This is a genomic window from Mycobacterium shunyiense, assembly GCF_058270075.1.
In genome coordinates this window covers 106,072-132,606 of record NZ_JBZDPU010000008.1, presented here as the reverse complement: position 1 = coordinate 132,606, position 26,535 = coordinate 106,072, and the positions used below count along the sequence as shown (strand labels likewise).

The 26,535-nt window shown below is 65.7% G+C and carries 27 protein-coding genes and 1 tRNA gene; 8 read left to right on the top strand and 20 right to left on the bottom strand.

Annotated elements, in window-relative coordinates; genetic code table 11:
• Window positions 1-16 precede the first annotated feature (16 nt).
• The 7 genes from AC4ELH_RS07355 to AC4ELH_RS07325 form a co-directional block, all read right to left on the bottom strand.
• Complete coding sequence (locus AC4ELH_RS07355) at window positions 17-145, bottom strand: hypothetical protein (protein ID WP_498883686.1); 129 nt, start codon at window positions 143-145, stop codon at window positions 17-19.
• A gap of 63 nt (window positions 146-208) precedes the next feature.
• Window positions 209-667: a hypothetical protein gene (locus tag AC4ELH_RS07350; RefSeq protein ID WP_498883685.1), complete on the bottom strand. Its 459-nt coding sequence runs from the start codon at window positions 665-667 to the stop codon at window positions 209-211.
• 48 nt (window positions 668-715) lie between these two features.
• Window positions 716-1,495, bottom strand: coding sequence for a DUF2185 domain-containing protein (locus AC4ELH_RS07345; RefSeq protein ID WP_498883683.1), 780 nt, complete (start codon window positions 1,493-1,495; stop codon window positions 716-718).
• A gap of 125 nt (window positions 1,496-1,620) precedes the next feature.
• Window positions 1,621-2,052, bottom strand: coding sequence for an ankyrin repeat domain-containing protein (locus AC4ELH_RS07340; protein ID WP_448401935.1), 432 nt, complete (start codon window positions 2,050-2,052; stop codon window positions 1,621-1,623).
• Window positions 2,042-2,527, bottom strand: a complete 486-nt coding sequence (locus AC4ELH_RS07335; RefSeq protein ID WP_498883682.1) for a hypothetical protein — start codon at window positions 2,525-2,527, stop codon at window positions 2,042-2,044. The genes AC4ELH_RS07340 and AC4ELH_RS07335 overlap by 11 nt, the downstream gene beginning before the upstream one ends.
• Window positions 2,528-2,703: 176 nt before the next feature.
• Entirely contained in the window at window positions 2,704-4,398 is a 1,695-nt protein-coding gene (locus AC4ELH_RS07330) for a GH-E family nuclease (protein WP_498883680.1), read from the bottom strand.
• On the bottom strand, window positions 4,395-4,676 hold the full coding sequence (locus tag AC4ELH_RS07325; protein ID WP_498883678.1) for a hypothetical protein: 282 nt from the start codon (window positions 4,674-4,676) through the stop codon (window positions 4,395-4,397). Before AC4ELH_RS07325 ends, AC4ELH_RS07330 begins: the two co-directional genes overlap by 4 nt.
• 136 nt (window positions 4,677-4,812) lie before the next feature.
• Here AC4ELH_RS07325 and AC4ELH_RS07320 point away from each other — a divergent pair, with 136 nt between their 5' ends.
• Entirely contained in the window at window positions 4,813-4,971 is a 159-nt protein-coding gene (locus AC4ELH_RS07320; protein ID WP_498883676.1) for a hypothetical protein, read from the top strand.
• Here AC4ELH_RS07320 and AC4ELH_RS07315 read toward each other — a convergent pair.
• From AC4ELH_RS07315 to AC4ELH_RS07280, 8 genes are all read right to left on the bottom strand, one after another.
• Window positions 4,965-5,357, bottom strand: coding sequence for a hypothetical protein (locus tag AC4ELH_RS07315; RefSeq protein ID WP_498883674.1), 393 nt, complete (start codon window positions 5,355-5,357; stop codon window positions 4,965-4,967). The genes AC4ELH_RS07320 and AC4ELH_RS07315 overlap by 7 nt on opposite strands.
• A 34-nt stretch (window positions 5,358-5,391) precedes the next feature.
• Window positions 5,392-6,237: a hypothetical protein gene (locus tag AC4ELH_RS07310; protein ID WP_498883673.1), complete on the bottom strand. Its 846-nt coding sequence runs from the start codon at window positions 6,235-6,237 to the stop codon at window positions 5,392-5,394.
• A gap of 269 nt (window positions 6,238-6,506) precedes the next feature.
• Complete coding sequence (locus tag AC4ELH_RS07305) at window positions 6,507-6,971, bottom strand: GNAT family N-acetyltransferase (RefSeq protein ID WP_498883671.1); 465 nt, start codon at window positions 6,969-6,971, stop codon at window positions 6,507-6,509.
• A 6-nt stretch (window positions 6,972-6,977) separates the two neighbouring features.
• Window positions 6,978-11,960 carry a DEAD/DEAH box helicase gene (locus tag AC4ELH_RS07300; RefSeq protein WP_498883669.1) on the bottom strand — a complete coding sequence of 1,661 codons (4,983 nt, stop codon included), beginning with the start codon at window positions 11,958-11,960 and terminating at the stop codon, window positions 6,978-6,980.
• A gap of 114 nt (window positions 11,961-12,074) precedes the next feature.
• On the bottom strand, window positions 12,075-12,716 hold the full coding sequence (locus tag AC4ELH_RS07295; RefSeq protein ID WP_498883667.1) for a hypothetical protein: 642 nt from the start codon (window positions 12,714-12,716) through the stop codon (window positions 12,075-12,077).
• A gap of 77 nt (window positions 12,717-12,793) precedes the next feature.
• Window positions 12,794-13,981, bottom strand: coding sequence for a site-specific integrase (locus AC4ELH_RS07290; protein ID WP_498883666.1), 1,188 nt, complete (start codon window positions 13,979-13,981; stop codon window positions 12,794-12,796).
• A gap of 154 nt (window positions 13,982-14,135) precedes the next feature.
• Window positions 14,136-14,222, bottom strand: a tRNA-Ser gene (locus tag AC4ELH_RS07285).
• Window positions 14,223-14,241: 19 nt separating this feature from the next.
• Complete coding sequence (locus tag AC4ELH_RS07280) at window positions 14,242-14,754, bottom strand: MarR family winged helix-turn-helix transcriptional regulator (protein ID WP_055118620.1); 513 nt, start codon at window positions 14,752-14,754, stop codon at window positions 14,242-14,244.
• 67 nt (window positions 14,755-14,821) lie between these two features.
• On the opposite strand from AC4ELH_RS07280, the gene AC4ELH_RS07275 reads away from it, so the two are divergent.
• Entirely contained in the window at window positions 14,822-15,799 is a 978-nt protein-coding gene (locus AC4ELH_RS07275; protein ID WP_448446199.1) for an NAD(P)H-quinone oxidoreductase, read from the top strand.
• A 5-nt stretch (window positions 15,800-15,804) separates the two neighbouring features.
• Here AC4ELH_RS07275 and AC4ELH_RS07270 read toward each other — a convergent pair whose 3' ends face one another.
• The gene (locus AC4ELH_RS07270; protein WP_064885881.1) at window positions 15,805-17,001 is read right to left on the bottom strand and encodes a cysteine desulfurase-like protein; all 1,197 of its coding nucleotides are present in this window, start codon (window positions 16,999-17,001) and stop codon (window positions 15,805-15,807) included.
• Window positions 17,002-17,126: 125 nt separating this feature from the next.
• On the opposite strand from AC4ELH_RS07270, the gene AC4ELH_RS07265 reads away from it, so the two are divergent.
• The 5 genes from AC4ELH_RS07265 to wzm are packed head-to-tail and all read left to right on the top strand — an operon-like array spanning window position 17,127 to window position 22,171.
• On the top strand, window positions 17,127-19,085 hold the full coding sequence (locus AC4ELH_RS07265; RefSeq protein ID WP_448446197.1) for a DUF6541 family protein: 1,959 nt from the start codon (window positions 17,127-17,129) through the stop codon (window positions 19,083-19,085).
• Between the two features lie 23 nt (window positions 19,086-19,108).
• Window positions 19,109-19,624, top strand: coding sequence for a bacterial proteasome activator family protein (locus AC4ELH_RS07260; protein ID WP_064885884.1), 516 nt, complete (start codon window positions 19,109-19,111; stop codon window positions 19,622-19,624).
• Window positions 19,625-19,630: 6 nt separating this feature from the next.
• Window positions 19,631-20,428 carry a galactan export ABC transporter ATP-binding subunit Wzt/RfbE gene (wzt, locus tag AC4ELH_RS07255; protein ID WP_055118629.1) on the top strand — a complete coding sequence of 266 codons (798 nt, stop codon included), beginning with the start codon at window positions 19,631-19,633 and terminating at the stop codon, window positions 20,426-20,428.
• Window positions 20,388-21,344, top strand: coding sequence for a galactofuranosyltransferase GlfT1 (gene glfT1 / locus AC4ELH_RS07250; RefSeq protein ID WP_064885909.1), 957 nt, complete (start codon window positions 20,388-20,390; stop codon window positions 21,342-21,344). Before wzt ends, glfT1 begins: the two co-directional genes overlap by 41 nt.
• Complete coding sequence (wzm, locus tag AC4ELH_RS07245; RefSeq protein ID WP_064885886.1) at window positions 21,341-22,171, top strand: galactan export ABC transporter permease subunit Wzm/RfbD; 831 nt, start codon at window positions 21,341-21,343, stop codon at window positions 22,169-22,171. Before glfT1 ends, wzm begins: the two co-directional genes overlap by 4 nt.
• 4 nt (window positions 22,172-22,175) lie before the next feature.
• Here wzm and AC4ELH_RS07240 read toward each other — a convergent pair whose 3' ends face one another.
• The 3 genes from AC4ELH_RS07240 to AC4ELH_RS07230 all read right to left on the bottom strand — a co-directional run bounded on the left by AC4ELH_RS07240 (window position 22,176) and on the right by AC4ELH_RS07230 (window position 24,418).
• Window positions 22,176-22,595, bottom strand: a complete 420-nt coding sequence (locus AC4ELH_RS07240; protein WP_064957340.1) for a pyridoxamine 5'-phosphate oxidase family protein — start codon at window positions 22,593-22,595, stop codon at window positions 22,176-22,178.
• A 100-nt stretch (window positions 22,596-22,695) separates the two neighbouring features.
• Window positions 22,696-23,343 (bottom strand): porin MspA, encoded by a 648-nt coding sequence (mspA, locus tag AC4ELH_RS07235; RefSeq protein WP_064957341.1) that lies wholly within the window; start codon window positions 23,341-23,343, stop codon window positions 22,696-22,698.
• Between the two features lie 601 nt (window positions 23,344-23,944).
• Window positions 23,945-24,418: a carboxymuconolactone decarboxylase family protein gene (locus AC4ELH_RS07230; RefSeq protein WP_064882747.1), complete on the bottom strand. Its 474-nt coding sequence runs from the start codon at window positions 24,416-24,418 to the stop codon at window positions 23,945-23,947.
• Here AC4ELH_RS07230 and pdxR point away from each other — a divergent pair.
• Window positions 24,417-25,877 (top strand): MocR-like pyridoxine biosynthesis transcription factor PdxR, encoded by a 1,461-nt coding sequence (gene pdxR, locus AC4ELH_RS07225; RefSeq protein ID WP_498883660.1) that lies wholly within the window; start codon window positions 24,417-24,419, stop codon window positions 25,875-25,877. The genes AC4ELH_RS07230 and pdxR overlap by 2 nt on opposite strands.
• Here pdxR and AC4ELH_RS07220 read toward each other — a convergent pair.
• Window positions 25,874-26,500 carry a trimeric intracellular cation channel family protein gene (locus AC4ELH_RS07220; protein ID WP_064882749.1) on the bottom strand — a complete coding sequence of 209 codons (627 nt, stop codon included), beginning with the start codon at window positions 26,498-26,500 and terminating at the stop codon, window positions 25,874-25,876. The two genes, pdxR and AC4ELH_RS07220, sit on opposite strands and share 4 nt — an antisense overlap.
• Window positions 26,501-26,535 lie beyond the last annotated feature (35 nt).

Sequence of the window (26,535 nt, the reverse complement as noted above, 5' to 3'; positions counted from 1 at the left end):
CGCGGAGAAACCGGCGTCACCACCCGTCGTCTTCGTCGTCCGCTTCCTCAAGCGGCGGACGCGGCTTGCGCATCACCGATACCGCCCAGATCACTCCGCCGATCACCGCCGCGACGACTGCCAAGAAGAGCAGCTGTCCCGCCATGTACACCATGTCATCCCCCGGAATCGCTTAGTACGGAGCTTCGTTGAGACCATTGCCACGTAACTATCCGGTCAGCTCCCAGTACTTCTCGGCGGCCGTCTCCACGTATTTACTCAACACGTCAGACAGGGATTCGAATCTATACCAATCGCTGCGTGGATATGAGCCCGCCGAAATCAATACAGCATCGTCCGCATCGATGATGAGCATGTCGGTGTCGCCGACGAATTCACCGAGCACCCAGTCAGATTCCGAAACTTCGTAGCCGTCATTGGCCCGGTCCCGCGATCGCTGCTTCGCCTCTGTCGGGTTGTGAAGTGTCAATCCGCATATTCCGAACTGTTCGTCGACGAGAAGCAGCCCTCCGGAAGTGCGGTGCCAGAATTCGCGTAGCTGCCTTGTGGCACCGGCCGGGATGTCACTGTCACTGAGCCCGGCGTCCAGGCTGCAAGTGAGCGTCACTCCATCCATGTCCGGCGCGGGGATGGACACGTTCCGGTAGTTCTCCATGAACTCAAACACGTGCGGAACAGCCCGTCGCCGTCTGGTTGCCGGGCAGGGCGAACCCACTCATCGCCCACATCTGATCGACCGCACCAGTGCCTGCGCCGAGGTCAGATCGTCGCCGCTGTCGAAGTACACGGCCAGCTGCAGGTGGCCGGCGCTGCTCACCGCGAAGCCGTAGAGCGCCGGCAGCCTCCCGTCGTCGGCCCCTTCGGCGAGGCGGTACGTGAGGTAGTGCACACCGTCCTCGGACCACTCAGCGTGGTCGAATCCCCGCGGTGAGACGTGGCCCTTCACCTGCCGCAGGCGCTCGGACGGGGCGTCGTTGCGGGGGTTACCCCACGGGGTGAGCATCGCCGTCAGGCCCGGCCGCCAGAACACCGCCGAGGACGAGCCCGTGTCCTGGTGAATGCGGAAGTTCATCGGCTCGGGCACCGTGAGCACCCAGTCCGCGCTGAGCTCGTGGTAGCCGCTCACGACGGGGAACTGCGGGTTGAGCGCAGGCGGTGTCGGCTCATCCGGCTCACGCGGCGCGCCCTCGGGATCCTCCACGAACGCGTCCCCGTGTCGGATGAACGCAGCCCCCGGCGGCGCCTGGAGGTACGGCAGGATCGCACGGTCGTAGTTGGCGATCTCGTTGAGCGACAGCAGGTTCACGTGGCCGGGTTCGGCAAGGTACTGCGGGGTCTCGTCCCCGGCGGTGAACACCCAGCCCGAGCCGTCGCGGTACATGTAGCCGACCTGGCTGCCGTCTACCAGGATTCGGTCGGTCGCCATGCAGCCGTCCCCTGGAGCGAGGCCCGGCACGATGTCCTCGGCCGACAACCGGAACTTCTTGTTCGCCACGAACGGCACAGTACCGCCCACCGCGCTAATGCTCTCCCGTGCCGCCGTCGAGCGTTCAGACCCACGCAGGCCCGGTCACAGCGGCACCCCGGCCAGATCCGCCACGTCCTCGATTCCGGCGATGGCTACTGTCCCTTCGCCTTCTGCTCGATCAGTTCGATGAGATCGTCAGGGAACCCGGCGATCCGGCCAATCATCACCAGCGGGGAGTTCTTGCCCTCGGTGCGGTTGGGGTCGGCGCCGTGGTCCAGCAGCAACCGCACCATCGAACCGTCGGGACAGGTGCGGCTCTGCTTCATGATCGCCATCCACAGCGGAGTGTTGCCCCACACGTTGATCGGATCGACGTTCGCCCCGGAATCGAGCAGCGCCTTGGCGAACTCGACGTTGCCTCGGTCCGCGGCGATGTGCAGCGGCGTCATGTCTTCGGGTCCGGGGGTGTTGATGTCGGTGCCCTCAGCGAGCTCCACACCGAACGCCGCGGCGTCGTTGTCCATGACCGCGCGGTGGATCGGCCTGAGGGGGTCGATCTTGGGCGGACGACCGCTACGAGCCATGGGGATGTACCTCCGTTATGGGAATCGGGATGGTTGGTGCCTCGGCATTCACGGTATCGGCCGCGGTGAGGAACGCGTCGTGCACGGCGTCCGACAGCTCGGTGACGTCATCGCGCAGCCGGGCGCGGGCGTCGGCGCTGATGAACAGGCCGTGCAGGGTCAGCGAACCGGCGCTCGGTGTATTGCCTCCCATGACGTAGGTGCTGTACTGCGCCCACATGCGGCGCCCGGCGGCGGTGAAGTAGCCGCTGCTGCGCACCGCGCACGCCTGCTGCCCTTCGGGCACCGTCAACTGATGCGTCGTGAGCGACTCGGCGGCCAACCCGCGCAAGGTGCAGTCGTTGTGTTCTGAGATGACACTGCATGGCGGCCATCCGGTGAATCGGTAGACGCTGATGGTTTCGCAGCCGTCCCATCCGCCGTCGGCGCGGGCTTCGGCGACGACAGCTGTCCTGGTGGGTTGGACCGATCCCATGTCGACTTGGACAACCTGCCAAGTGTGCGGAACAGTCAACTGCCACAACCACTCCGGGGACTCCTGCGGCCGACATAGGCGGAGATCGGCAAGGTACGGGGCTACGGTGTCGACAACCGACTCCACCGTGATCAGTCGACGGTGGTCGTTGCGGGGGTCTGAGTCTGGGTGGGTCATCACTTGAGCAGGTAGGCCAGATCGCTGCCGAACTTACCGAGGATCACGAGGACCCCGCCGATTCCCGCCAGGATCCCACCCGCCTTCCCCGCTTCCTCGGGCGTGACGTTCACGTCAGGCATGTGAACCGAGATGTCGGGCGGGGACCACCCGGGAGACGGAGCCGCCGGCGCGGGGGCAGGCAGGGTATCGGCGTTGACGCCGGCCGGGCCACCCAAGGGGTTGTACGTGTATTCGCCGCCGCCCACGCCACCCGCACCGGTGAGCCACGGCGGCAGCGGCGGTGGCGGGGCGACGGGCGGAAGTCCCGGCACAGGCGAGTGATGACTGCCGTCGAATGAGGGCAGAGCGACCGGCGGATGGTTCAGCACGTTGGGCAGGTTGGGCGGCAGTGAGATGCTCGGCGCTGCAGTGCTTCCCGCCGCGGCGTTGGCTCCCTGCACGATGCGGTCTGGCGTCCAGGCTGGATTTGGGGCGTATGGACTCTTGTCCTCGTTGGCGTGACCAGAGTTCTCTGCCGGTGTTTCCATCCGGAAGTTCTCCCGGCGATTCACGAAGTCGTTGAGCTCCTGTTGCGTCCAGCCCTCCTCCATGGCTTGCCTGAGGATCCGCCAGTTCTCGGAGCCGAAATCATGTCCGAGATGGTATTTGCCTTGGTCCGGGACGGTCATCGCCCCCGGTGTTCCCTCTGCGACACGCCTGCCCGTTACCTCGTCGAACCAGAGCAACTTCCCGTCGGCATCCCGCAGGGCGGGGATCACATCACCGCTGACGTCCGACAGGAAGTCGCCTTCTGGCGTGCGGAGCGAATCTCTGAAAACACCCAAGCGCGTCGACTTGCGGATGTAGGGCCGGCGCAGCTTCGACATGAAGTTCGTCGCGGCCTCTTCGGCCTGCGCATAGGCGTCGTTCGCGTTCAGACCGCGGCTGGACGCTACGACCAGGCCTTCACGCAGCACGTTTTCAAGCTGCGCGGCTTCCGCCGCGGAGAGATCCTGTCCGTTGACCAGGTCGTTGAGTGCGGCCGCGACCTGGGCGTCGGACATCGGCCCCGACCCGTCGTTCGGTGCGCCCACCGCAGGGTGGTTCGGGTCTGAGCCATCTGTCTCATGGTCGACGAGGTCGACGTGACCGTTCCGTCCGTCGCTCTCGCCGTCGAACCGGATCCCTTCCAGATCAGCGGCTTTCGCCTCCAGTCGGTCACCGACCAACTTGTCGGCCTGCATGAGCTGCTGAGCCGCCCATCGGATGTCCTCGGCGTGCTCGTTCAGGGATGTCTGGCGCGCCCGCATGGAGAACACGTCGACGCGCTTGGTGTCGGTCACCGACAAGTCCTCGGCGACGCTGAACCCTGCGTCCTCGGCAGCCTTGATCGCCTCCACCGCTTTGTCCTTGGCGGCCTTGATGTCGTGGCTGCCGTTCTCGGCGAGGTCCGCGGCGGCGCGCAGTACACCGCTCTGACGGCCGACCACGGCGGTGTCTGCTGTCACTCGGTCGAGGGCGGCGTCCTTCGCCGTGCCCTCCCAGGTGGTGCCACCCGGCGACGAGATGTTCTGGCGGTGCTCATCGAAGGCGCTCTCGGATCCCGTGGCCGCGGTCCGCCAGGTGGTCGCGGCGTCGGACAGGTGCGAAGTCGCCCACTCCTCGATCTCTGAGCGCGTGGGGACTGGAGTGGGAGCAGCAGCCGGACTCACACGGACACCGTGGTGTTGATGGCGTCGCGGCCGTCGGAGTCCGTGGTGTCGTACCGGGCGCTGCTCACCGACAGGTCATCGGCCTGGCCCTCGATGCGCGCCGACTGACGCTGACGCACTGAGGCGAGGGCCGCGTTGACCGCTGCCACGCCGGCACCGCTGGGCTGTGAGGATGCGGCGGTGTCGAAGTGTCCGCCCGTCAGCCCCGCGCCCACGACTTCGCTGCTGAACGCCGCTGTGCGCAGACCCGCCCCGTCGACTTCCAATCCGTTTGCCACGCCAATCCCCCAACCGGCTGATACACCTGGTCGTGAGCCTATCTCACGATTTGCGCCCACCTGTGCGCGAGATTGTCACGGGGGTGGCTCGGCAACCGCGTGGAACCGAACCCGGTCGGGCTGCGTCCAAGTAGACATGGACGAGTACGCGGAGGATCTGCCCGGACCGCGGCTGCCGGGGTGGGCAGAGGACTACCTGGTAGGGGAACGCGAGTGGCACCGGTTGCTGCGCTGGACCGGTGCGATGAGCGAGTCGGAGGCGCGGGAGCAACTGCGTCGGCGCCTCGGTCAGTAGCCGCTCAGGTCCAGGCCGTCCAGCAGCCCGGGCTTCTTCACCTTCGCCGCGTGGCCCTTCCCATCCAGCGGCACCATCGGGATTCCCGCCTGGCCGAACGCCGTGACGATAGTGAACGGATCGTCATCGTCGCCGCGAGGTACTGCGCGGGCCTGTCCCACGGCGTTCGGGGAGCTGTCGGTGATCTCCTCCCACGTCTGTCCCTTGACCAGCAGCCGCAGCGTGCCGCGTTTGATCAATGTGGAATACCGGAAGCCGACGGCCTCGATCTCATCCAGCGCCACCGTCCAAGGCTGCCCGCCGCGGTACGGGGTCACGATAACGGTGCCGGCCACCGGGTCACAGTAGATGCGGTGGCGGTGGCCGGTGTAGGTGACGGCGTTCATCGGGTGATCCTGTCATTCGGTCCGACGTAAGGAGTCAGGCCTCCGGCACCAGTTCGGCCGCGGCTCCGAGCAGCGCTGTGATCGGGAGCCCGACCAACTCCTCCAACTCGGCCCGCCGGTCACCGGACAGCCGCGCCCACACCTCGTCGAAGGGATGCCATGGCCGGTCACCCGGGTGGGCGCTGGCACCCCACTCGCCCCAGTGATCAGTGCGCAGCTGCTCGCGGAACGTCTCCTCGTTTTCTCCAGACAGGAACAGCAGCAGGTCGTTGTCCACCCTCGCGGGCACCGTAGTGAAGCCGCGTGCTGTGATGTCGCCGGGATCCACCAGCCACTCGGGTGTCTTGCCGAAGAGGCGGTGTTGCTGCACCACTGCGTCTGGGTCACCCGACTCGATCGCGGCGAGGAAGCGCTCTGCGGCGGGACGGCCATGCCTATTGCGAACCGCCCCGAGCGGCGCCATTGCCTCCAGCACTGCCGGCGGGTCGACCAGGCGCTGCGCGAGTACCCACAGGTGCCCCTCCTGGGACATGTTCCAGTCCCAGCCGAGTTCCGAGTGGCGGATTCGGTACACGGCCCACAACGCCTCCCAGGTGGCTTCCGGCGCGCGGTCGGCCCAGCTGCCGGCCTTCACCTGGTTGCCCGTCGTGAACACGGTGTCCGTCCGCGGGTCGGCGAACACGAACCTGTTGTACGCCTTGAGATCTGCTCTCAGCGTATCCACCGTGACGTCGTGGTCGGCGGCGACGGCCTCGATCAGCTCCGACACCGGCGGAGGCGCGAACCCGTCCCGCATGATCCGTTCCGCCATCGAGACACGGGTGCCGTGGTAGATCGGCACTGGGAGTTGAGCGATCTGGTCGGCCATGCTGATGTCCACTGGGACAGGGTGACTCACGCGCTGGTAGTGCTGGCGTCCGGGTCGGTGGACTCGGACGCCGGTGCAGCGATGACTTCTCTAACCGGCTGTGCCTAGAGAGCCGCGAGGGTGCGCGCAGACGTCGTGCCCTGAACGGCAGGTGCGGGATTCTCCTCTGTCGCGGTCCTCGAACGACATGACCACGCGGTCGTCGCACTGCGGGCACTCGAGCCAGCATGCGTCGTAGGAGAAGTCGATCACCCGCTCGATTCCCCTGTTGGGCGAGCCGCTCACCGGGCCGGCTGAATGAACAGCGCACGGTGGAACTGCGGCTGTCCGTCCCTATGATCGAAGCGGTCCCAGCCGAGGGACGCCCAGAACTCGTCCGCCTCCTCGCTGTATGCGAACAACCGACGCTGACGGTGCAGCTCCGCGAGGCCCTGGACCACACGGGGGCCTACACCCCGATTGCGCACCGCGGTGGCCACCTCCATGAACTGGATCTCTAGGCGTTCATCCCCGAGTTTCGGCACACCCGTGTACTCGGGGTTGATGCCGCCGGGGTCGTCGAGTTCCACCCGGGCTACCTCCACGCCGCCTTCCAGTACCTGCACGAACCAGGGCTCGCTCACGGAGTAGCGCCGGGGCTCGTCCCACCAGCGTTCGTTCTCGTAGGCGACCGACCGATCGAACGGCGGCATCCACGAATACCTGTCCGCCGAACCGCGGCGGCGGTCAATGAACTCCAGGGTCATGGCGCTCTACTCCGCGCTCTCGGCCAGACTGTCCACTATCTTCATCGTCTCGACCGCGACCGTGGTGACCCTGGCGATGAGGTCGACGATGTACCGCGGGTCGCCGTGCTCGTCGCACCAGCCGTTCGGGTCGTTGATGATTCCGGATGCCTTGTCGGTCTTCACCAAGTAGCGATCGATGATCCAGGCGAGCGCTGAGCGAGATCCGATCATGTACCGATCCGCGTCCTCGGGGATGCCGGCGACGGTCACCTTCGGGCTGTAGGTCAGTTTGGTGACGTCATCGATGTTCTTACCGGTGTCGGGATCCTTCTTCTTTGCCCACTTCATCTTGGTCACGCGCCACGTCTCGCGGTCCTTCGGATCCACGCCCGGCTTGAGTTGCACATCAACCGGATACGGCAGGACAGACTCATATCCGATGTGGAGTTCGGACAGCGCCCGTCCGGCCGTGGCGAGTTGCTCGAACCGCTCCCGCGAGTCCGGTGTCGGGATGTGCGGCAGCATCTTCTTCAAGTCCGCCGCGTAGGTCTCGCGGTAAGACGGATCGTGCAATAGGCCGTAGACGTAGAAGAAAATGTCGTCCTTGGTGACGTGATCGCCGACCGCCGCCCGGTATAGGGCGAGGATCCCGTCGGTGATGTTGTCGACGCGGCGGTAGCCATGTGCGTCCACGTCCTCGGTGCCGGTATCAAGGTCAAGCGCCCCATCGTCGGCATCGACCTTCTCGTAGATCCAGCGGGGGAAGAATTGACCTCCGCTGCCTGCCCCCGTGACGTGCAGGTCTGGCAGCCTGTCGAGCATGAGAGCCGAGAAGGGTACGGATGATCCATTGCCAACCTGGTAAATGCCGGTGTTCTCATGGTGCGGTGTAGGGAAGATTGACCCCAGCGAGCCCCAGATGTGGTTGAGCTGCCGGTCATAGTAGACATTCTGCCTGCTGAATGGTCGGTAAATACATTCAGTGATGCGCTGAGGTTCGTAGCTCATGGGTTTGGCCGACGCGAGCCGATTTTTCGCGCTGAGTGTCCAGCTGAATTTGGTGGGATCATTCAACTCAGCTGATTTTCTGTCGAAATAGTTTGTGATATTTAACTTACTCGCCGGAAGCCCTTGGTTCGATATCCATGACGCGTATTTTTCGACTGTTTTATTGAAGAATGAAATGGCCGAGCTGCAGACATTTTCAAGTGACATGCGGGAATAGCTGTACACCCAAGCGTCGCGGCCTGTCTCTAGCCCACGGGAGTGCAGTTTGAAAACTTGGACGTCTCCGGGGTTCGGTTTCTTGGCACCGATGGCGGGCCACGCGCCGAAATCGTCGCTACGCTGGCTAACCCAGTCACCGTGTTTGTTAGGGGCAATCGTCTGCCATTCAACAGATTCGAGATCACCACCCGCGACGATCTCTAGTTTTCGCTCCCGGGTCAGGTAGTCGCCGATGTCGTGATAAAAGATCTCGCAAGGCCCGACGTGGGCAGGATTCCTGACTCCTATGAAGATGGCGACAGTGTTCCGACTGCCGGAGCCGAAAACCTTGCCGCCTTCGCGGCGGGACAGCTCACCGGCGGTGCGCTGGTTGCCGCGCAAGTTGTAGACGTACAACCGGCTGTACTCGTCGGCGAGGGCGAGACGCATGCCGTCAGCCGTATTGCCGTCAATCCAGCCGCCGTTGGATACAAACGCAACGACACCGTGGTCTCCGATGCGGTCGGACGCCCATCGGTATGCGCGAATGTACGAGTCGAACATCGAATTGCTGCCGCCGCGTCCCCTGGTCGCGAGATAGGTCTGGCGAATCCTGTTGTCCAATGTGGGGTAGGCGAGGTTTGCATTGTTGTCGTTCGCTGAGTCCTGCCCCATGGAGTAGGGCGGGTTGCAGACGATGACGTGGATCGGTGCCGCGAGCTGCTTGACGATGCGAGAGTTGTTCTGCGGGAACATCTCCGTGTCCATCGAGTCGCCGTCTTCGGTGATTTGGAAGGTGTCCGTTAGGACGATCCCCTCGAACGGGCTGTATTCCGCCTTGGTCAGCGCGTGGTAGGTGGTCTCGATGTTCACCGCAGCGATGTAGTACGCCAACAGCATGATCTCGTTGGCGTGCAGCTCGCCGGTGTACTTGCGGGCCAGATCCTCCGGGCGCAGGAGGCCGGACTGCAGCAGCCGGGTCACGAACGTGCCGGTCCCGGTGAACGGGTCCAGCACGTGCACGCCCTCGTCGGTGAGACCGCGGCCGAATGCCTCCCGCGACGCATGATCCGCGGCGCGGAGGATGAAGTCCACGATCTCGACCGGGGTGTAGACCACGCCCAGGGCCTCGGCCTGCTTGGCGAAACCGATCTTGAAGAACTTCTCGTACAGCTCGGCGATCACCTGTTGCTTGGCGTCCGCGGTGGCAACCTCGGACGCCCGGATCCGCACCGAATCGTAGAAGCCCTCCAAGTGCGCGGTCTCAGCTTCCAGACCCGCACCGCCGAGCTGGTCCACCATCGCCTGCATCGTCTTCGACACCGGGTTGTGCGCCGCGAACTCGTGGCCGGCGAACAGCGCGTCGAAGACCGGTGCGGTGATCAGGTGCTGGGCGAGCATCGAGATCGCATCGTCTCGGCTGATGGAGTCGTTGAGGTTGTCGCGCAGGCCCTGGAGGAACTTGTCGAACGCCGCGGTGACCTTCTTGTCGGCACCGTCCAGCAGTGCTCCGATCCGGGTGATCAGAGCCGCGGCGATGTCCGCAACGTCCTTCGCCCAGTCCTCCCAGTACGTGCGGGTGCCGACCTTGTCGACGATGCGGGTGTAGATCGCCTCCTGCCACTCCGACAGGGAGAACAGCGCCATCTGCTGCGCCAGACCACCGCCGTCGACACCCTCGCCGTCAGCGACACCGGAAGCCGGGTCGGTTGTGTCGGTGCCACCCTCGGCGGTGGAGGCCGACCCCTCGCCGAACGTCTCCGGGTCGTCAGTGGTCGGGCCGACGTGCCCGCCCAGCAGACGGTCGGATCCCTTCCCTGCGTCGACACCGGGGTTCGCCGCGTTGATGGCAATCGAATTCACCATCGCGTTGAACCGGTCGTCGTGAGCACGCAGGGCGTTGAGAACCTGCCACACCACCTTGAACCGCCGGTTGTCGCCGAGGGCCTGCGACGGAGAGATCCCGGCCGGAACGGCGACGGGCAGGATGATGTACCCGTAGTCCTTCCCCAGGGCCTTGCGCATCACACGACCTACGGACTGGACGACGTCGACGACGCTGTTGCGGGGATGGAGGAACATCACCGCATCGAGTGCGGGAACGTCCACCCCTTCGGACAGGCACCGCGCGTTGGACAGGATGCGGCACTCGTTCTCCGGCAGCGGCGCCTTGAGCCACTGGAGCTCCCGGTTACGTTCCAGGGCGTTGAAGGTGCCGTCGACGTGGCGGACCTGAACCGCCAAGTCGAGGTTCGTGGTGTTGATGTCGACGCCGTCGTCTTGGCTGTCGCTGAGCATCTCCCGGTATGCCTCAACGACTTTCGGGAACAGCTCGGCGACCTGCTTGGAAGTCGCGATGTCCTTCGCGAACGCGACCGCCCGCCGCATAGGCGCCTCACCGGGCGCGAAGCCCTGACCGTCCGGAGTCTTACCGGCGCGCTTCGCCAGGCCGTTCCAGCAGCCCACGATCTTGGTCGCGTCGTCGAGGCGCAGCTCCCCCTCTCCGCCGGCCAACTGTGTCTGCAGCGGAGCGGCCACCATCTCCTCGTCGACTGTGAGCACCAGAACCTTGTAGTCGGTCAGCAGGCCGCGCTCGACGGCCTCCCCAAAGGACAGGCGGTGGAACTCCGGGCCGTACTTCGACTCGTCGTCCATCGACGTGATCTCGGCCGAATGCTCATCGGCCTTCGCCTTCACGGCCTCGTCATAGATCCGCGGCGTGGCCGTCATGTACAGACGCCGAGTCGCGTGCAAGTAGTCCTCGTCGTGGACCTTCACGAAATTCGACTCGGCGGCGTCTTCCAGCGTCACGCCGGTGGTGCGGTGCGCCTCGTCGCAGATCACCATGTCGAACGGGGCCACACCGAGCTTCTGCGCGTCGGCGACCACCGGCAGCGACTGGTACGTGGTGAACACGACCGTCAGACCCTTCGCGCGCTTGCGGTGCGCCATCTCGTCGGCCAGTTTCGCCGCGTTCGTGGTCACCGGGATCGCCACGTCGTAGACGTTGATGTCCTCGGCGGCTCGGGAGACCTTCGTGTCCGAGCACACCGCGAACGCCCGCAAGTCGAGCTGAGTCTGAGCGGTCCACTCCCGCAGCGTCTGCGAGAGGAGGGAGATCGATGGGACCGCGAACAGGATCCGTGCGCTGCCGCCGTTCTCGGCTGCGGCACGCTCCGCGATCTTCAACGCGGTGAACGTCTTGCCGGTGCCGCAGGCCATGATCAGCTTGCCGCGGTCGTTGCCGGCCGCGAACCCATCGAAGACCTTCTCGATCGCGGTCGCCTGGTGCTGGCGCGGCTCGTGGCGCGTCGCCTCCGACACGTCGATCTGCAGGTCGCCGTCCACCATCGAGACGTCCCAGTCGATCGGCGAGTCCGCGATCTCGGCGAGGCCGATCCGCTGCACTGGGATCTTCTGTCCCTCGAGTGCATCCTCGGCGTTCTTCCCCCACTTGTCCGTGGTGGAGATGATGATCCTGTTGGTGAACGGGTTCTTCCCCGAGGCGGTGAAGAACGAGTCGATGTCCTCCTTGCGGAGCGTGTGCGTTGGCTCGTAGAACTTGCACTGGATCGCCGTGTACTCGCCGGTGTCCCGCTCCCGGGCCACCAGGTCGATTCCGGTGTCCGGCTTACCCTTCCGGTCCGGCCAGTCGATCCACCTCCACACCGCGTCGTACTGCTGCGCCAGCAGCGGATCTAGCTCGAAGTAGCGAACCATCAGCTTCTCGAACTTGGTCCCGCGTTCGGAGTTCGATGGCGCTTCACGGAACGCTGCCATCACCTCGTGGATCGACCCCATGCTGCGTGCCCCCTCGGCTATCGACGCGTGCGTCAGATGAGCCTAGGCGGCAGTGACGACAAGGCGGTGCACCTGGGTGGAGCGACTGCGTGTCTGGCTTCGGTTGCGGTGCCGTTAGCCGATACCCGCGCCGTTGCCCCGAGACCACAACACCTGGTGAACAACGAAGCTGCCCGATGTCTCGGGCTCAGCTGGCACTAGGCCCCCGCGTGGCCCCCGAGTCGCGATCAGCTCGCCGATCGGGGCCAGATACTGCTCCCACAAGGTGTCGCGAAGAACCCTGACGTGCTCTCCGAATTCGACCGCCAGCGGCGAGGTGTCCGAAGGACCGCCGGAAGGCGACACCGAGGCCCGGATCGAGTCGAGCACGTCAGGCTCAGCGTCCAGGTAGTCGGCGTAGACGGAGACGGTCTCAAGATCACGGGACCGGCGGTGTGCGACGTGATCGTGGCGCCATCCCATCAGGGTCTCGTGGAACTCGATGCCGCGGTCACCGCGGGCTGCGCGCAGCAGCGCCTCGTAGTCGACGTTGCGCCGCTTCTCGCTGACGGCCATCCGCCCATAGCTGACGATCGCTGACTCCCACAGCGCACGCCGGTGGAACACGTTGGCCGCGACGTCGGTGATCTTCGTCCTGGCTGCGAGGACCATGTCGACGTGGATCAGGTCCGCCCACAGGGAGGACCACTTCCCGAGTCGATTCGCATCAGACTCGCTGAGCTTCATGCGCCGGACCTGGTAGGTGTCATCCGCCATGGAGTGATGGTGCCTGAGCCAGCGGTCTTGCGGGCGGAGACGGGGATCAGGGAGCACAGCCGTTGTACCGCGTCGGGTCATGCGCCAGTCCCCTTGCTCAACAGCGCGGCGGTGTCCCCGAGCGCCTCGCCCGGCGTGTGTACGTAGACCCGCATCGCCAGCACGCCACCGTCAGCGTGCCCGAGCCACGCGGCAATCATCGGCACCGGCGCCCCGCGCAAGCTCAGCAGCGACGCTGCGGTGTGCCGGCTCGCGTGCAGTCGACGGTGCGGCAGCCCTGCCGCCTCGAGACTCTTGTTCCACCAAGCGTTTAACGTCCGCGGGGACAGCGGCGCACCGAGGTCGTGGCAGAACACGTGGCCGTCGCCTCCGCCCTCCCAGCGTTCTCCGAGACGACGCCGAGTCTCGTCCTGCTCCGCGTGTACCCGCTGCAGGATCGGCACCAGGTGCGGCGGGATCGGGAGCGTCCGGACTGACGAAATCGTCTTCGCATCATCCTGTTCGATGGTTCCCTCGGCGGTGGCCACCCGGGTTGCCCGTACGGTGAGGGTAGGCGCCTCGGCGTCGAGATCTATTGCACTCCAGCGTAGTCCGGCAAGTTCTCCGCGGCGTAGGCCGAGCAGAGCCAGGTGCACGAATGGTTCCCGGCGACGCGCGTACTCGTCGGTGCCCTCCGTGTGCGCCTTGATGAGCAGCTCCACTTCCGCTTCGGACAGGGAGTCGTCGGTCTTCATCGCCGGTTCGTTGCTCGGCTTCCGGAGCGGCTCGACCAACGCCACCACGTCGCGGGCGACCACGCCCTGCGCATGAAGGTCGCGCCACACGGTCTTCCACCGGGCCAACATCGGGTTGATCGTGGTGCGCGCCCACACGCCGCGATCGCCGGAACCCGTTCGCAATTCAGTGATTAACGTCTCGGCGTCGAGCTTGGTGAGCTTCTGCACCTTCACGTCGCCGTACCGTTCCGCCACGGGAGCGAGAGCGAATCGATACGCGGCGGCCGTCGTGGGCTTCACGCGCGCGCTCTTCGCCGCTAGCCACTGCTCGACGGCCTCGCGCACGGTCACGTTGCTCGGCGCCGTGTGCGTGCCGGAGGCGAGCTCCGCGGTGATCGTCGAGTGCCATGCCGTCGCTTCTGCCGGCGTCTTGAACCGCTTCTTGTGCTGGAACCGGGAGCCGTCCGCCCGTCGGGCGTGGAGGCGCACCTCGTAGCGCGGACCGTCACCGGTGTCGACGCGGGTGATGTAACTGGGCAAGCGAGCCATAGGAAAATCCCACCGTAGAAATTCGGTGAGACCAGCGCAGGCGAACGACACGCCGACCGGTCCGGCGGGTCAATTCCCCGCGGATTGGGTCACTTTGGGTCATCGAGATGGTTCCGAGCTCCGCACGCGAAACTCGGAAACCACCTCTGAGCTGCGGTGGCGGAGGGATTTGAACCCCCGGACGGTGTTAGCCGTCTCTCGCTTTCAAGGCGAGTGCATTAGGCCGCTCTGCCACGCCACCGCCGACAAGAGTACGGGCTTCACACCCGGCCGATGTGCGCGGGCGGCGATCCGTTCTTCAGCGCGACGCTGATGCGGCGACAGTTCTCCCCCATTGCCGCGATCTGTGGACGCGAAAGCCTGCCGAGGAAGTGCGAGCGGACGCCCTGCCCGTAGGTCACCATCGCCTCGCGGACGGCGACCCTGCCTTCTTCGGTGATCGTGGCGACCACGCCGCGCCCGTCGTCCGGACTGGCACACCTGGTCACCAGGTTCTGAACTTCCAGCCGTCGGATCTGCCGGGTTACCCGGCTGGGCAGAGACATCAGCCGCTCGGCCAAGTCACCCATCCGCGCCGACCCGGTCGACGACTTGTCCAAGATATCGAGCAGGCGCACATCATTCAGCGTCAGATGATGCGCATCTACCAACGACCGGTTCAAGGTCGCATACATTCGCAACGCCGAGTCGAGGTAGTTCTGCCATGACCTCTGCTCGGCGATGTCCAGGCCCGGCATGTCACCCGCCGTGCGCCCCGCAATCATCCCCGCCATGGGCGCAATCGTAAGGGACGTCAGTATTGCTGCGCTTGGGAAACAGAAGGCTTGTAGCGTGGAAAAAATGCATGCAATTGTCGCTTCCGTCGATGGCCATCTGACCTGGGAAAACGTCGCTGATATCACACCAGCAAACGACGAGATTCTGATCCGGGTTCACGCCGCGGGCGTCAATCGGGCCGACTTGCTGCAAGCGGCGGGCAAGTATCCGCCCCCGCCAGGCGCCAGCGACGTCATCGGACTGGAGGTGTCGGGCACCGTCGCCGAGCTCGGCGCGAATGTTACCGACTGGTCAGTTGGGCAACCCGTATGTGCATTGCTCGCCGGCGGCGGCTACGCGGAATTTGTCGCCGTACCCGCCGCCCAGGTGCTGCCATTGCCTGATGGCGTTGCCCTGAGCGAGGCCGCAGGCCTACCCGAAGTGGCCTCCACAGTGTGGTCGAACGTCGTGATGACGGCAGGTCTGCAGGCCGGCCAGCTCGTCCTGTTCCACGGCGGCGCCAGCGGCATCGGCACCCACGGCACCCAGGTGGCCCACGCACTCGGCGCGCGGGTCGCCGTAACTGCAGGGTCGGCGGACAAGCTCGCCCTGTGCCGCGAGCTCGGCGCCGACATCACCATCAACTACCGGGACGAGGACTTCGTCGAAAGGGTGCGGGCCGAGACCGGGGGCTCCGGGGCAGACGTGATCCTCGACATCATGGGCGCCGCCTACCTCGACCGCAACGTCGACGCACTGGCCACCGGCGGCCGGCTGGTGATCATCGGCATGCAGGGCGGCATCAAGGCCGAGCTGAACATCGCCAAGCTGCTCGGTAAGCGCGCTGGCGTCATCGCCACCTCGCTGCGTCCCCGGCCCGTCGACGGACCCGGCGGCAAGAGCGAGATCGTGCGGGCGGTCCTCGACAACGTGTGGCCGATGATCGCCGACGGGCGGGTGCGGCCGATCATCGGTGCCGAACTGCCCATCCAGCAGGCTCAGCAGGCCCACGAACTGCTCGCCTCCGGCGAGGTGTCGGGAAAGATCGTCCTGACCGTCTAGCGCGATCAGCCCAGCGAGGCCAGTGCCCGCACGAGCTGATCGACCTCGGCGCCCGTCGAGTAGTGCGACAACCCCACGGTCACCGCGCCACCGATGTCGTTCACCCCGATCACGTCCAGCACGCGGGAGCTGGCATTCGAGATCGCCAGGATGCCGTTGTCTGCCAGCCGTTGCACCACCCGCTCGGCCGGCACGTCCCGCACCACGAAGCTGAGCACCGGAATCTGCGACTCCGGCCTGCCGATCACCATCACCAACGGCAAGGAGCGCAGCGAGGCCACCAGGTACTCGAACAGGCGGTCCAGATACGCCCCCGCCGACTGCATCGACACGGCCAGCCGTTCGCGCCGCGAGCCGCTGGCCGTGTCATCGAGGTTCGACAGGTACTCGATGCTGGCCACCACGCCACCGAGGAAGCCGTACTGGTGCATGCCCACCTCGAGCCGGGCCGGGCCGGTCGCCTGGGGGTTCAACGACACCGAGGCCAGCGAGTCGATCACCGACGGGTCGCGGAACACCAGGGCACCGATCGGAGGGCCACCCCACGGCACAGCGTTGAGGGCGACGACGTCGGCGTCGATCTCGTTGATGTCGATCAGCCGGTACGGAGCCGCGGCCGAGTGGTCGACGACCACCATTCCGCCGACCTCATGCGTGAGCTTTGTCACCTCGCTCAGATCGGTGACGGTTCCCAGCGTCGACGACGCCGAAGCGATGGCCACCAGACGGGTCGGCTTGTCGATCAGCCCTTCCCACTGCCAGGACGGCAGCTCTCCCGTCTCGATGTCGACCTCGGCCCACTTGACCTTGGCGCCATAGCGATTCGCCGCCCGTAACCAGGGCGCGATGTTCGCCTCGTCGTCCAGGCGGGTGACCACCACCTCGTAGCCGAGGCCGACCCGACTGGAGGAGGCCTCGGCCAGCGAGGTCAGCAGTTGGGCCCGGTCTGCGCCCAGCACCACGCCCCGCGGATCGGCGTTGACCAGGTCGGCGACAGCCTGACGGGCAGCGGTGAGGACGGCCGCGCTGCGGCGTGCCGATGGGTGCGGTCCCACTGCCGTGGGCATCGAGCCTCGGAACGCAGTGGACACCGTCGTCGCGACGGAATCGGGCACCAGCATGCCGTTCTGGGCATCGAAGTGGACCCACCCATCGCCCAATGACGGGTGCAAGCCACGCACCCGGGCGACGTCGTATGCCATGCCAGCCACCTTAGAGCGTCCGCAAATATCACAAACCGACACGATTTGGTGAGCGCCCGACCGCACGTTTGCACTTGAAGAGACCGTGCTCGGACCGGGTCGCCCTGGGCAGCCATACTAGTCCAGTGGGCTTCGGGTTCGGAGTGCTAATCGCACTGTTGTTGCTGGTAATACCCGGGGCGCTGATAGCCAGGGCGGGTGGACTCACCGTGTCGACGGCGGTCGCAGTGGGTCCAGCCTTGACCTACGGCACTGTCGCGTTGACGATCGTTCCACTCGGGGCCGTCGGCGTCCCGTGGAATGCATGGTCAGCATTGTTTGCTGTAGCCATCGTTGCCGCCCTGGCGGCCGGGTTGCGGAGGCTGCTTGTCCGCTACCGGGACCGCGACGCCGAGGCGTCGGGCATCGCCATCAAGCCGGCATTGGTGGTTGCGGCGGGGGTGGTGCTGGGCGCCGTCCTGATCGCCGCCGCCGCTTTCGCCGGGCTCCCGCACTGGCAATCCATTCCCAGCACCTGGGACTCGGTGTGGCACGCCAACACCATCCGGTGGATCCTCGACACCGGCCAGGCTTCTCCGACCCACATGGGTGAACTGCGCAACGTCGAGACCCACGAGGCGCTCTACTACCCGTCGGCCTTCCATGCTCTTGCGGCCGTCTACTGCCAGCTCACCGGTGCCGCCGCGACCACCGCGTACACCGTGAGTTCGGTCGTCGCGGCAGTATGGCTGTTCCCGGTGAGCGCGGCAGTCCTGGCGTGGAAGATGGTTCGCCCGCACACCTGTCAGATGCGCACCGCCGTGGTTGCGGGCACCGCGGCAGCACTCGCCGCATCGTTCACCGCCGTGCCCTACGTCGAGTTCGATGTGGCGGCAATGCCCAACCTGGTGGCCTACGGCCTCGCGGTACCGGTGTTCGCCCTCATCGCCTCGACCCCGGCCCATCGCGACCGCATCGGGCTGGCCGCACTCGCCACGGTCGGCGTCTTCTCCGTGCACCTCACGGGTGGCGTGGTGACGGCGCTGCTGGTGGGCGTCTGGTGGCTGGGGCATGCACTGTGGCAGCCGGTGCGCGGCCGGCTCTCCGACTTCCTGACGCTGGCCGCCGTCGCGGTACCGGCCCTGGTGATCCTGCTGCCCCAATTTCTCGCGGTCCTTCAGCAAGCCGACATCATCGTCGGCCACGCCTTCGTCAACCACCTCGGCAAGAAGCACTCGCTGTTCGCGGCCGTCGTCCAGCACACCCGCCACCTCAACGACTTCCCGATCCAGAACGCCCTCATCGCTCTGGCCGCCATCGGCGGAGTGGTGATGCTGGTCAAGAAGATCTGGTGGCCGCTGGCGGTGTGGCTGATCCTCATCGCGTCGATCGTGCATTCCGGCGCACCGTTCGGCGGGCCGGTGGGCGCCATCACCGGAAAGTTCAGCGACCTGTTCTACAGCGATCCGCGCCGGTTGTCGGCAGTGGTCACCCTTCTGTACGCGCCGATGGCGGCGATCGGTCTGGGCGCACTGGTCCTGCTGGGCGCCGCTGCGCTGCGCCGGGCCGGCGCCCGACCGACCTGGATCCACGCGGCGGCCGCCGTCGCACTGGTCGCCACCACAGTGGGCCTGGCCTGGCACTACTTCCCCCGGCACAAGTACCTGTTCGGACAGAAGTACGACTCGGTGATGATCGGCGCCAAGGACCTCGAGGCCTTCGCCTACCTGGCTGAACTGCCGGATGCCCGCACCACGTTGATCGGCGACGCCAACACCGACGGCACCGCCTGGATGTACGCGGTTTCGGGGCTACACCCGCTGTGGACGCACTACGACTATCCGATGCAGCAAGGCCCGGGGTATCACCGGTTTATTTTCTGGGCATACGCAGATGATGCCGACACCGATCCCCGCGTTGCCGAGGCCGTCGAGGCGCTCAACATCCGCTACGTGCTCACCAGCACACCGGTGGTCCGCGGGTTCGTGATGCCCGACGGACTAGTGTCGCTAGACAGCTCACGGTCGTGGGAGAAGATCTACGACAACGGTGAGGACCGCATCTACCGCTGGCACGGAGAGAACGCGGCGAAGAAGACGAACTGACACGACCGATCCAAGGGAAGGCCATGACCATCAACCCCGACGATGACAACATCGAGATCCTCGCCAGCACGGCCGATGAGACCGATGCCGAAGCTGACGGCAAGTCGCTGACAGACCTCGTCGAGCAGCCGGCCAAGGTCATGCGTATCGGCACCATGATCAAGCAGCTCCTCGAAGAGGTGCGCGCCGCTCCGCTCGACGACGCCAGCCGCAACCGGCTGCGCGACATCCACCGCACCAGCATCCGCGAGCTCGAGGACGGTCTGGCCCCCGAACTGCGGGAAGAACTCGAGCGGCTGACGCTGCCCTTCACCGAGGACAGCATTCCGTCCGACGCCGAACTCCGCATCGCGCAGGCACAGCTGGTCGGCTGGCTGGAAGGCCTGTTCCACGGCATCCAGACGGCGTTGTTCGCCCAGCAGATGGCGGCCCGCGCGCAGCTCGAGCAGATGCGCCAGGGCGCCCTTCCGCCAGGACTGCAGGTCCCGGGCGGGCAGCGCGGCGGCCCGTCGCACCCCGGCACCGGTCAGTACCTGTAGGTCGCGTTGTCTGATCCGTTTATCTCGACGCGCGAAGCATGGGTGGAGTTCCCCATCTTCGATGCCAAGACCCGCTCGCTGAAGAAGGCGTTCCTCGGCAAGGCCGGCGGCGCCATCGGACGCAACGAGTCCAACGTCGTCGTCATCGAAGCACTGCGCGACATCACGATGTCGCTGAAAATGGGCGACCGGGTCGGTCTGGTCGGCCACAACGGTGCGGGCAAATCCACACTCCTGCGGCTACTTTCGGGTATCTACGAGCCGACGCGAGGCTCGGCCACGGTGAGTGGGCGGGTGGCTCCGGTCTTCGACCTCGGTGTCGGGATGGACCCTGAGATCTCGGGTTTCGAGAACATCATCATCCGTGGACTGTTTCTCGGACAGACCCGCAAGCAGATGCTTGCCAAGGTCGACGAGATCGCCGAGTTCACCGAACTGGGCGAGTACCTGTCGATGCCGTTGCGGACCTACTCGACCGGTATGCGGGTGCGCCTCGCGATGGGCGTGGTCACCAGCATCGACCCCGAGATCCTGCTGCTCGACGAAGGCATCGGCGCGGTCGACGCGGAGTTCCTGAAGAAGGCGCAGTCACGTCTGCAGAGCCTGGTGGAACGGTCCGGGATCCTGGTGTTCGCAAGCCATTCCAACGAGTTTCTGGCCCGCCTGTGCAAGACCGCGATGTGGATCGACCACGGCACCATCCGGATGACCGGCGGCATCGAAGAGGTTGTCGGTGCCTACGAGGGTCCGGATGCGGCCCGGCATGTGCGTGAGGTGTTGGAGGAAACGGCCCGTGGAGCCTGAATCCGTCGTCGCGGTGATCGTGACGCACCGGCGTCGGGAACTGCTCACCAAATCCCTTGCCGCGGTGGTCACCCAGGACCGCAAACCCGATCACCTGATCGTGGTCGACAATGACAACGACGAGGATGTACGCGAGCTGGTCCTGAGCCAGCCGGTACCCGCGACGTATCTCGGTTCCCGCCGAAACCTCGGCGGCGCAGGAGGTTTCGCGCTGGGCATGCTGCATGCTCTGGCCCAGGGAGCGGACTGGATCTGGCTGGCCGACGACGACGGCCGCCCTGCCGACAACACGGTGCTTTCCACCCTGCTGGCCTGTGCCGAGCAGTACAGCCTGGCCGAGGTCTCGCCCATGGTGTGCAACCTCGACGATCCGGAGCGCCTGGCGTTCCCGCTGCGCCGCGGACTGGTGTGGCGTCGACTGGTCAGCGAGTTGCGCACCGAGGGTGAGGGTGCCCTGCTGCCCGGTATCGCCTCGCTGTTCAACGGTGCCCTGTTCCGGGCCGCCACAGTGGAGTCCGTCGGCGTCCCCGATCTGCGCCTGTTCGTCCGCGGCGACGAGGTCGAGCTGCACCGGCGACTGGTCCGCTCCGGTCTGCCGTTCGGAACCTGTTTGACCGCAAGCTATCTGCACCCATGCGGGACCGATGAGTTCAAGCCGATCCTGGGCGGTCGGATGCACACGCAATACCCGGACGACGAGACGAAGCGGTTCTTCACCTACCGCAACCGGGGCTACCTGCTGTCCCAGCCAGGTTTGCGCAAACTGCTGCCGCAGGAGTGGATGCGGTTCGGCTGGTACTTTCTGGTGTCCCGCCGCGACCCTGCAGGTCTGCGTGAATGGATCCGCCTGCGGCGGTTGGGCAGTAGCGAAAGGTTTTTTCGGGGCGAGCGAAGCGACGGGAGAAGCAACAGATGACGTTCACCGACGCGGCGTCCGACTCCAAGACCATGGCCCGGGCCGTACGCGATCTCTCCGACGGCTTCAGCAAGCGCGAGCTGTGGCTGCACCTCGGCTGGCAGGACATCAAGCAGCGCTACCGGCGCAGTGTGCTCGGTCCGTTCTGGATCACGATCGCCACCGGCACCACCGCGGTGGCGATGGGCCTGCTGTACTCGAAGCTGTTCAAGCTCCCTCTGGAAGAGCACCTGCCCTACGTCACGCTCGGGTTGATCATCTGGAATCTGATCAACGCGTCGATCCTCGAAGGTTCCGAGGTGTTCATCGCCAATGAGGGCCTGATCAAACAACTTCCGACCCCGTTGTCGGTGCACGTCTACCGGTTGGTGTGGCGGCAGCTGATCCTGTTCGGCCACAACATCGTCATCTTCGTGATCATCGCGATCGTCTATCCGAAACCCTGGAAGTGGACCGACCTGGCGGTCATCCCGGCGCTCGGCCTGATCGTGCTGAACTGCGTATGGGTGTCGATCTGCTTCGGCATCCTCGCCACCCGCTACCGCGACATCGGTCCGCTGTTGGCCTCGGTGGTTCAGCTGTTGTTCTTCATGACTCCGATCATCTGGAACGAGTCGACGCTCCAACAGCAGGGCGCCGGATCGTGGGCGAAGATCGTCGAGATCAATCCGCTGCTCCACTACCTGGACATCGTGCGGGCCCCACTGTTGGGCGCCGATCAGGAGGCGCGGCACTGGATTGTGGTCCTGGCTCTGACGGCGATCGGTTGGGGCTTCGCGGCGATCGCCATGCGCCAGTACCGGGCACGCGTGCCGTACTGGGTGTAGACCGCTACATATCCTCCGGTTCGGAGCCGAACACGAACCTGCGTCCGGAGATCTCCTTCGGGTGGATGCGGACGTAGCGACGTTTTGTGGTGGCAATCCAGGAGAGCAGCTGCCCGCTCTCGGCCGCGGCGATCTCGTCCGGCGTCTCAAGAAGCTGCGGTTCGCCCCGCACGATCACGCTCCAGCCCCCGACCACGTTGTGCTCGTCGGCTTCGAACAGCACCCGGTCGTTCCACAGGGCGCTGATCAGCTTGGTGCCCTCGGCAGTCCGGAACAACACGGTGCGGCGCTGGACGACGAAGTTGACCGGGAAGATTTCGAGCCGGGTGCCGACCGTCGTGACCAGACGCCCCAGCGTCACGCTCGACAGCAACTGCCAGCACTCGTCTTCCCCGAGCACCGAAACCGGGCTCTGCGGCGTCATGAGGCCACCGTAGCGCCGAAAAGACGATCGGCGCGCCCGGCTCTTCGAAGAAGAAGCGGGACGCGCCGATTGGCGGGATGACTACCGGACGTTCATGTCCTTAATTCATGTTCCAAGGCTCGCCGTAGGTGGTGACGCTGTCACCGGTCGAGGCGATCAGGCGGGCGAACGGACGCAGCAGCACACCACCGGCCGCACCGGTCACGGTGCCGTGCGCGTTGGACACCGCCACCCCGCCGGCCGCGCCCTTGACGTCCACCGAGAAGGTGGCCACTTCCTGGATACCGGGGCCGTTGCCCAGGTCCGCGCTGATCGACACACCCGGGAACAGGTTCGGCGTGATCACCGAGTTCAGGCCGAAGGGCGGGCCGGTGATGTCACCATCGTCGATCAGGATGTTGGGGGTCGTGTAGGAGAAGTTGATCCCGACGCCCAGTGACCAGGGGAAGCCGATCTGGTAGCCCAGCTCCAAGGTGCCCTCGAAGTCCTCGGCACCCGGGCCTGCCACGGTGTACTTGGCGCGGCCGGAATGGAACCACTCACGGGTCAGCCGGTTGCGATCCAGCGGGAACACACCATTGAGGAAGGTGTCCCACTGCTGAACCGTCAGGGTCCGATCCTGACCATCGACCAGGCTCAGTTCATTGTCCAGACCCGCATGAGAAGTGGCCGTGCCTATGAAGAGGCCCGCAAAGACCCCTGCCATTGCGGTCACCAATGCGACCAGCACCCGACTGAATGCCAACATGTTCTCCCTAGCTGTGTCGGTGATCCGATTCGTTCTTCACCAACCAGGGTCCCCACCCCAGAGATACATGGGCGATTCGCTACCCGATTAGGCAGGTCACATCCGTTTCTCATGCCGTGCTCATGATTGGCAGGAGAAACGTAACCGGGCATTTCCCGGGCGGCAACGCCAACGGTTTCCGGCCACCGAGCAGACAAACCCTGGCACAAAGTTTGCTGGATCAGCAGCCGAACGCGTCACACCGTCGCTGTCCATTGCCTGAGAGCTCGGCGCGCCGCGTTCGCCTGTGCCCGCCGCGCGAACGCCGCGCCAGAGCCTCGTCACGGCACCGGAACTGCTATTTCACCATTTCCATGGAGGGCGGGGCAGTCAATCACGCTGAGCAGAAGGATTGCCGTCACCATCGTCAATATCGCAACCCGCCCCGCCGACGGCTCCACGTTTGCGCTTGCTGTGTAAACGCCCCGTTACGCGCCGCCGAACGCCCGGATTAACTACACCGGCCGAAGATCCTTCAGTGGCCTCGCAGCCGTTATTCCATTTTGTGGCTGACATCACACTTGCGGCGCTGGAGAACGGGCCTTCCGGGGTCGCTCAGCGGTCATGGTCGCCGAGGCGGAACCGCCTTCACCACCGCATTGATGCGGTTCCACGCATTGATCGTCACCGCCATGGAGACGACCTGCCCCAGCTCGCGTTCGGTGAAAGCCGCCGCCGCGCGTGCGTAGACCGCGTCGGAGACCGGTCCACGAGTCAGATCGGTCACCGCCTCGGTCAACGCCAACGCCGCCTGCTCCTGCTCGGTGAACAGATCGCCCGCCTCTTCCCAGGCGGCGATCAGCGACAGCCGCTGCTCGGTCTCGCCGTTTTGGCGGGCGTCGTGGGTGTGCATGTCGAGGCAGAAGGCGCAGCGGTTCATCTGTGAGGCCCGGATCTTGACCAGCTCACCGATGGTCGGGTCGATGTCCTTGGACGCCGTGCTCGACAGCGTCATCATCGCGTCGTAGAGACCCGGCGAGACCTTGTAGATCTTGAGGCGGTCGACGGTCACGGCGGGCTCGATTGTCTGTGTCATGACGACAACGCTAGCCGGGAAAGTACCGCCCAGATGGTTCAATATCGTGGTGATTTCACGGGCCAATTTCGGTCGGGACCTACACCTCGAGCTGCGCGCAAGGATTGAGCCCGGCAGCCGCACCGCCCGCGAACAGCTGATCACCGCTCTCCGAGAAGGAATCCGAACCGGCCGATTGAGCACCGAGATGCGACTGCCACCGTCACGCGCGCTGGCCTCCGATCTGGGGCTGGCCCGCAACACCGTCGCCGAGGCCTACGCGGAGTTGGTCGCCGAAGGCTGGCTGGCCTCACGTCAGGGGGCGGGCACCTGGGTAGCGCGCACCACCGTCACTCCGCCGGCGCCACGCCCACGCCGCATTCCCTCGGTCCCTCGGCACAATCTGATGCCCGGCTCGCCCGATGTGTCGCAGTTCCCCCGGTCGGCCTGGTTGGCATCGGCCCGCCGGGCCATCACCGACGCGCCCGTATCCGCGCTGCGAATGGGAGATCCGCGCGGACCGCTGACGCTGCGCGAGGCACTCACCGAGTATCTGGGCCGGGTGCGAGGCGTGCGGACGACTCCGGAGTCGGTCGTGATCTGCTCCGGGGTGCGCGACGGCATCGACCTGATCGGGCGAGTCCTGGGCACCGACCGCCCCGTCGCGGTAGAAGCCCACGGGCTGTTCATCTTTCGCGACGTACTCGCGGCGCTGGGCGTCCCGACAACACCGATCGGCGTCGACGAACACGGGGCGGTGATCGGCGACCTCGAGCGCCTGGACGCTTCGGCCGTACTACTTACTCCCGCGCATCAGAGTCCGTTCGGCATGGCGCTGCACCCGTCCCGCCGCACCGCGGTCATCGACTGGGCACAACGCACCAACGGGTACGTGCTGGACGACGACTACGACGGCGAGTTCCGCTACGACCGTCAGCCTGTCGGCGCCCTGCAGGCGTTGAACCCCGAACGGGTCGTATACCTGGGCTCGGCCAGTAAGAGCATGGCGCAGGTGATGCGCGTCGGGTGGATGGTGCTGCCCGAGGCACTGATCGATCCGGTCATCGGGGCGGCCGGCGGGGCGCAGTACCACGTCGACGCCCTCACGGCACTGACGCTGGCCGACTTCATCCGCAGCGGCGGCTACGACCGGCACATCCGGCGGATGCGCAACCGCTATCGGCAACGACGCGACACCCTTGTCGCCGCACTCGCCGGGTTCGACCTCCGCATCGACGGTCTGGCTGCAGGAGTCAACATGCTGCTCACCCTGCCCGACGGCGCCGAACCCGAGGTGCTGCGCCGGGCCGGGGAGGCCGGCATCGCGTTGAACGGGCTGTCGCTCATGCGTCATCCCCTGGCCGGACCCGACACCCCCGACCCCGACGGGGTGATCATCGGATTCGGAGCGCCCGCCGAGCACGCCTTCGGGCCTGCGGTCGACGCGTTGTGCGGCGTGCTTTCAGCTGCGTTGCGTTAGGAATCCTCACCGACGATCAGGTCTGCCGGACCGGTGGGCAGCCGCCATCCGAACATCAATCCGGCCAGCCGTAGCGTCGTCGCCAGCACCGAGCCCACCACCAGGCCGACCCACTGCGGACCGAAATAGTCGATGACGGCATAGGCAGTCGCACCGATCAAGGCGGGCACGGCATAGAGATCGGCAGGCCGCATCAACATCGGGATCTCGCGGACCAGCACATCGCGGATGATGCCGCCGCCGATGGCGGTGGTCATGCCGATCAGCACTGCCGCGAACCAGCTGGCGCCGTGGTCCACGGCGAACGCCGCGCCCGAGGTCGCGAAGAAACCCATGCCGATCGCATCCAGCGGCAACACGATGTGGTTGAACCGGATGAGGTACTTCGCGGTGAGGGTGGCCACAACCGTCGCCGCCAGCGCCACCGTGATGTTCGGCCAGTGCTGAATGGAGACGGGCGGATGGACCCCGAGGAAGACGTCACGGATCACCCCGCCACTCACGCCGGTCAGCACACCCAGGGCCGCGATCCCGAACAGATCGAAGCCCTTGCGGATCGCCACCATGACCCCCGATGACGCGAACACCGCGATCCCGAGGTCGTTGAGCACCGTCTGCAACACGAGTGCACCGTATGCGCTCGCTAAGCTGCCCGGGT

Excerpts from the sequence above, each read along its gene's own strand:
- AC4ELH_RS07355 (WP_498883686.1), bottom strand. The coding sequence starts at position 145 with ATGGCGGGACAGCTGCTCTTCTTGGCAGTCGTCGCGGCGGTGATCGGC.
- AC4ELH_RS07340 (WP_448401935.1), bottom strand. The coding sequence starts at position 2,052 with ATGGCTCGTAGCGGTCGTCCGCCCAAGATCGACCCCCTCAGGCCGATC.
- AC4ELH_RS07335 (WP_498883682.1), bottom strand. The coding sequence starts at position 2,527 with ATGGGATCGGTCCAACCCACCAGGACAGCTGTCGTCGCCGAAGCCCGC.
- AC4ELH_RS07320 (WP_498883676.1), top strand. The coding sequence starts at position 4,813 with ATGGACGAGTACGCGGAGGATCTGCCCGGACCGCGGCTGCCGGGGTGG.
- AC4ELH_RS07315 (WP_498883674.1), bottom strand. The coding sequence starts at position 5,357 with ATGAACGCCGTCACCTACACCGGCCACCGCCACCGCATCTACTGTGAC.
- AC4ELH_RS07305 (WP_498883671.1), bottom strand. The coding sequence starts at position 6,971 with ATGACCCTGGAGTTCATTGACCGCCGCCGCGGTTCGGCGGACAGGTAT.
- AC4ELH_RS07300 (WP_498883669.1), bottom strand. The coding sequence starts at position 11,960 with ATGGGGTCGATCCACGAGGTGATGGCAGCGTTCCGTGAAGCGCCATCG.
- AC4ELH_RS07295 (WP_498883667.1), bottom strand. The coding sequence starts at position 12,716 with ATGGCGGATGACACCTACCAGGTCCGGCGCATGAAGCTCAGCGAGTCT.
- AC4ELH_RS07290 (WP_498883666.1), bottom strand. The coding sequence starts at position 13,981 with ATGGCTCGCTTGCCCAGTTACATCACCCGCGTCGACACCGGTGACGGT.
- AC4ELH_RS07280 (WP_055118620.1), bottom strand. The coding sequence starts at position 14,754 with ATGGCGGGGATGATTGCGGGGCGCACGGCGGGTGACATGCCGGGCCTG.
- AC4ELH_RS07275 (WP_448446199.1), top strand. The coding sequence starts at position 14,822 with ATGCATGCAATTGTCGCTTCCGTCGATGGCCATCTGACCTGGGAAAAC.
- AC4ELH_RS07270 (WP_064885881.1), bottom strand. The coding sequence starts at position 17,001 with ATGGCATACGACGTCGCCCGGGTGCGTGGCTTGCACCCGTCATTGGGC.
- AC4ELH_RS07260 (WP_064885884.1), top strand. The coding sequence starts at position 19,109 with ATGACCATCAACCCCGACGATGACAACATCGAGATCCTCGCCAGCACG.
- glfT1 (WP_064885909.1), top strand. The coding sequence starts at position 20,388 with ATGTGCGTGAGGTGTTGGAGGAAACGGCCCGTGGAGCCTGAATCCGTC.
- wzm (WP_064885886.1), top strand. The coding sequence starts at position 21,341 with ATGACGTTCACCGACGCGGCGTCCGACTCCAAGACCATGGCCCGGGCC.
- AC4ELH_RS07240 (WP_064957340.1), bottom strand. The coding sequence starts at position 22,595 with ATGACGCCGCAGAGCCCGGTTTCGGTGCTCGGGGAAGACGAGTGCTGG.
- mspA (WP_064957341.1), bottom strand. The coding sequence starts at position 23,343 with ATGTTGGCATTCAGTCGGGTGCTGGTCGCATTGGTGACCGCAATGGCA.
- pdxR (WP_498883660.1), top strand. The coding sequence starts at position 24,417 with ATGACGACAACGCTAGCCGGGAAAGTACCGCCCAGATGGTTCAATATC.
- AC4ELH_RS07230 (WP_064882747.1), bottom strand. The coding sequence starts at position 24,418 with ATGACACAGACAATCGAGCCCGCCGTGACCGTCGACCGCCTCAAGATC.